Source organism: Gilliamella sp. B2838 (assembly GCF_026536185.1).
In the GTDB taxonomy this organism is placed as follows: domain Bacteria; phylum Pseudomonadota; class Gammaproteobacteria; order Enterobacterales; family Orbaceae; genus Gilliamella.
Window position 1 is genome coordinate 1 of record NZ_JAFNOO010000027.1, and the last position, 4189, is coordinate 4189.

General features: G+C 27.8%; 4 protein-coding genes and 2 pseudogenes. All 6 read right to left on the reverse strand.

The annotated features are described in order from the left end of the window. Positions 1 to 532, reverse strand: a pseudogene (locus J3U63_RS12990) (hypothetical protein); the annotation flags it as partial. A 201-nt stretch (positions 533 to 733) separates the two neighbouring features. Beyond that, the gene (locus J3U63_RS12995; protein WP_267371804.1) at positions 734 to 1336 is read right to left on the reverse strand and encodes a hypothetical protein; all 603 of its coding nucleotides are present in this window, start codon (positions 1334 to 1336) and stop codon (positions 734 to 736) included. A 393-nt stretch (positions 1337 to 1729) separates the two neighbouring features. Next, positions 1730 to 2296: a hypothetical protein gene (locus J3U63_RS13000; protein WP_267371805.1), complete on the reverse strand. Its 567-nt coding sequence runs from the start codon at positions 2294 to 2296 to the stop codon at positions 1730 to 1732. A 1-nt stretch (position 2297) separates the two neighbouring features. Then, on the reverse strand, positions 2298 to 2540 hold the full coding sequence (locus tag J3U63_RS13005; protein WP_267371806.1) for a hypothetical protein: 243 nt from the start codon (positions 2538 to 2540) through the stop codon (positions 2298 to 2300). Positions 2541 to 2929: 389 nt separating this feature from the next. Beyond that, on the reverse strand, positions 2930 to 3589 hold the full coding sequence (locus J3U63_RS13010; RefSeq protein ID WP_267371807.1) for a hypothetical protein: 660 nt from the start codon (positions 3587 to 3589) through the stop codon (positions 2930 to 2932). 37 nt (positions 3590 to 3626) lie between these two features. Next, a pseudogene (locus tag J3U63_RS13015) lies at positions 3627 to 4189 on the reverse strand (hypothetical protein); the annotation flags it as partial.

Sequence of the window (4189 nt, forward strand, 5' to 3'; positions counted from 1 at the left end):
TAAAACCTGCCAGTAAGTCTGGATTTATATATTTTCGAAAAGTTTCTTTAAGTTCATATTTTATAATTACACCACTACTTTCATAGTTAAGACTATCCGGCATTCGGACCATTTGGGCTTCTTCCTTCTGCTTTTCATATAGTTTCCATACATCTCCTTGTTCGTCATGATGTCCATATTCAGCAATATTCCCATTAGTCATAGTTAGTCTTTCATAAATACTTACACCTGCTTCTATTTTTATCCATTCATGAATATCACCATTTTTGTATTTCGCTTTAGCCACAATATACCCATCACTAACGTTAGTTTTAGTTTCCTCCACAGTTCCATGATCTGGATAGTTAAATGTTTCTCTAGGAGAATCTACAAACTTTTTCTTATTAATGGTATGCCATTCACAAATACAAATTTCATGCTCGTTTTTATGTTTATCATGATAAACATATTGATATTTTCGCTCAAAACCAGGGGATATTTTTTCGGGTATATGCTTTTCGATTTTTCCATCCTGATAGATATGATAAGTCACAATGCCTAATCCCGAAAAATAATCCACTATAACAATCAGGTGAATAAATTAGGCTTTGCCGTTAGTGGATTGATTCTATATGTATCGGTCGATATCCCATAAATAGATAATCATATTCAGAACGGCTTATAATTGGCTGTAAAACTTCGGGATTTATATCCCTAAATTGATATAGCACTTTACTCAATTAAAACAAGCTGACTATTTATTTTTAAAATTTTTATTTTTACAAACCAATTTAAGACCGCCATTTTCGAACTGACATTTTATTTCATCCAGCAAATTAAACTTTCCTTTGGTATTAATTTTGTAATGTTGCCACAAAGTCGCAGATGCGCCTTCTTCTACTAACAGATGTTCAAATAACCAAATATTTAATTGTTTATCGATGTAAAAATCTAATGTCACTTGAGCCATATCACTTCCATAATCTTCATTATAATAAACAATAAGTTGATTTATTATTTTGCTCGATGATTCGATAAACATCGTAATAATAAACTTGGTGGGTGAAATTGCACATTCACCTTCAAGCTGTTTTTCTTCAACAAGACAAATGTCTGTATCGGTCGTTTTTTTTAAATAAATATTAAATTGCTTGGATTGATATAAATAGACAATTTTATTTTTTTGTAGTTCTTCAAAGATTTTTTTAAAACTTTGATTTGAAGAAAAGGTCGATAATTTGCATCTTTTACGATATTTTTCCCAGTCTTTGTCTGTATAAGAAAAATAACCGTCAATCCAACAATTATCGTTAATATCCTTAACCAGCTTCTTATTTATAATTTGAGGCGTTCCCACAGGTAATAAATTAGTATGAGTTAAAGCGTTCTACGAATGTGAACATGCTAAAATAGGTAAAAATAATAAACCATAAAATAAAGACTTTATCTGCATCATAGATAGACCTAGGCTATTTCGTATTGAAAGTTCTCAAAGTGCAAATGATCATTATGTAATTCATCACCATTTTTTCCACCAAGAGTGATTAATTTCCCATAGTGAGGAATATAAGAAACATATCTTTCATCTGTTGTATTAGGGATAATAACTAATTATTTATTAAAATTAAATTTATGCATCGCAGTATTAGTACTTATTTTTTGAATAATTAGCCTATTATTACCTTTCCTTAGATAGTATTGAAACCTAACCAAATTTTTTATCTTGTATGTCTCTTTGGAACAAATAGTGCTATTGTGTATTTTTCAATAACTCAAATTTTCCAGAATTTTGATTTACTTTATACTGTTTCCAATTTTCTGCTGTTGTTGATTCTAAATCATAAGTAAAATCCAATGTCCATAATTCATAATCTTTTAAATAATATAATTTCTCTGTAGCCAAACTGTCATTGGGATCATTTTTATATTTGTAACATATTATAGAATCTACCTTTTCATTATTTTTATAAGATAATAATTCTATTTCTATAAAAAATTGATTGTCATTTTTTATTTTTTTCAATTTTAACTCAACATTATTTTTTAGTTTAGAAATTGTTATTTCATCATCATCTAACTTACTAAATTGAAGATAATAATTGTTTTTTATTTTGACGATTGTGCATAATTTAGATTCGCCTTTACAAGTTTTATTAACAGATAATATAAATTTTTTACTTGATATCAATTTTTCTCCTTGTAACTCACTAAATGATAATAAATCTTTGTTTTGATTTAGTGCATTTACAAAATTAATATTAAACTGAGTAAATATTACAGTTATGAACAATGCTGAAATATAGATTAAATTTTTCATATTATTTTATTTCCTTTACAGAGCTATCATCAAAACCTGAATGTAAATGAGAATCATGGAGAGTACCTTTCGTTTCTTGTGTTGCATTATCAAATTTCTTTTTATTTTTTCCTGTTATTTGTTTATTAAAATTAAATTTATGCATTGCGTTGATAAAATTTTGCTCATCATCATTCAAATATAAAGTAACAATACTTTTTCCATTTACATGTTCATAGCTTGTAAAACAGGATGCCTCAACCAAACAATTTCCAGTTGTTGTTAGCTGTAAACCTGTTTCAGCTAAAGCTCCAATAAAACCAGCTAAAATAGCTGGTCCATTATATCGTCTTAGTTATGCCAGTCCCTCTCTAACAGTTTAGATATAAAATCTTTCTTTACTTCTTTCTTCTTCAAACCGATCATCTATATCATTCCACTTGTTTAGCTCCTCATCCGCATACCAATCACTTTCATATTTAACTAACAGATGTTCTATACTTTCTGCATATCCAACTTTTTCGTAGTGCTGATTATAAATATTCATTCATCAATGGAGGCAATGTTTTGTACTAAACAGCTGAGTAGATCAATTTGATTATCATATGATGAAGTTATTAACAATAAAACTAAAACCAAAAGTTTTGTTACAAATTAGTTGCATATATTTCTATCAAGATTATTATCAAAATGACACTCAAATGAATCCTCTAATGTAAACTTTCCATTATTATTGATTGAATATTTTTTCCAAAAATTAACTAACGGTCCATATTCATCAGCACCATAATTTAAAACGTATATAAAATTATCAATATAATATTTTTGATACTCTACATAAAAACCATCATAGTCATTTTTTTGATAATAAATGGTAAGATTGTCTTGTATTTCATCATTGATTTTTGTAAAAAGCTTCATTTCTTCGATAGTTATACTTTCTAAGCTTTTAGGATCAATTTCTTTCATCTTTTCAAAATAAAGATCAATGCCATTTATTGAATACAAATATACTTTTTCTCTTAATTTCATTTGACTAATCATTTCATCAAAATCATATGTCATCTTCGATAATACGCATCTTTCTCTTCGTTCATTTATTTCTTTTTTTGTCGCACTAAAAGAATGTTTAATCCTACAAGAATCATCTATTTTTCTTGCAAAATTCTTAATTGATATATGCTTATCTCCCTGATATTTCTCTAATACTTTACTTAGCTGTTTAGAATAGATATCATTATCCTTTGTTTTAGCATCCACCGAATTTAAAACAAGACAACTAAAAAAGAAAATTATAGTTAAATTAAATCTCATAAGTAGCATCCTTATATAATAGTTTATATTTTTATAATCAGATATTTATTATCTTCAGTTTTGTTTCATCAAAATCGCCTGAATGTAAATGAGAATCATGAAGTTCATCAAGATGTTCTGCATTAGATAATTTCTTACAATATTGATTTATACCTATCAATCTTTTTATAAAATGAAATTTAGCCATAGCATCTATAATTTTCTGATCTTTATCTACATTTTTAATATAAATCGTATCAACACTAGTTCCATTAACATGTTCAGAACTAGGAAAGCAAGAAGCTTCATAAAAGCAACTTCCTGTCGTTGTCAATTCAAAACCGACCTCAGCTAAAGCACCTATAAAACCAGCGAAAGGAGCTGGTCCTGTATATCGCCTTTTAGTATTACTAAATTGATATTTAATTATAATGTTACCTTTCACATAATTAATCTCATCAGGCATTCGAACTATTTCAATTTCTTCATCTAACGCTACATACTTTCGCCAAATCAATCCTTTTTTTGGATGCCGCCCATATTCAGCAATATCACCATTCTTATATTTAACTCTTTTCTGGGTATCTCCTTCATTAACATTCTCTTTATACTCAAGAATGT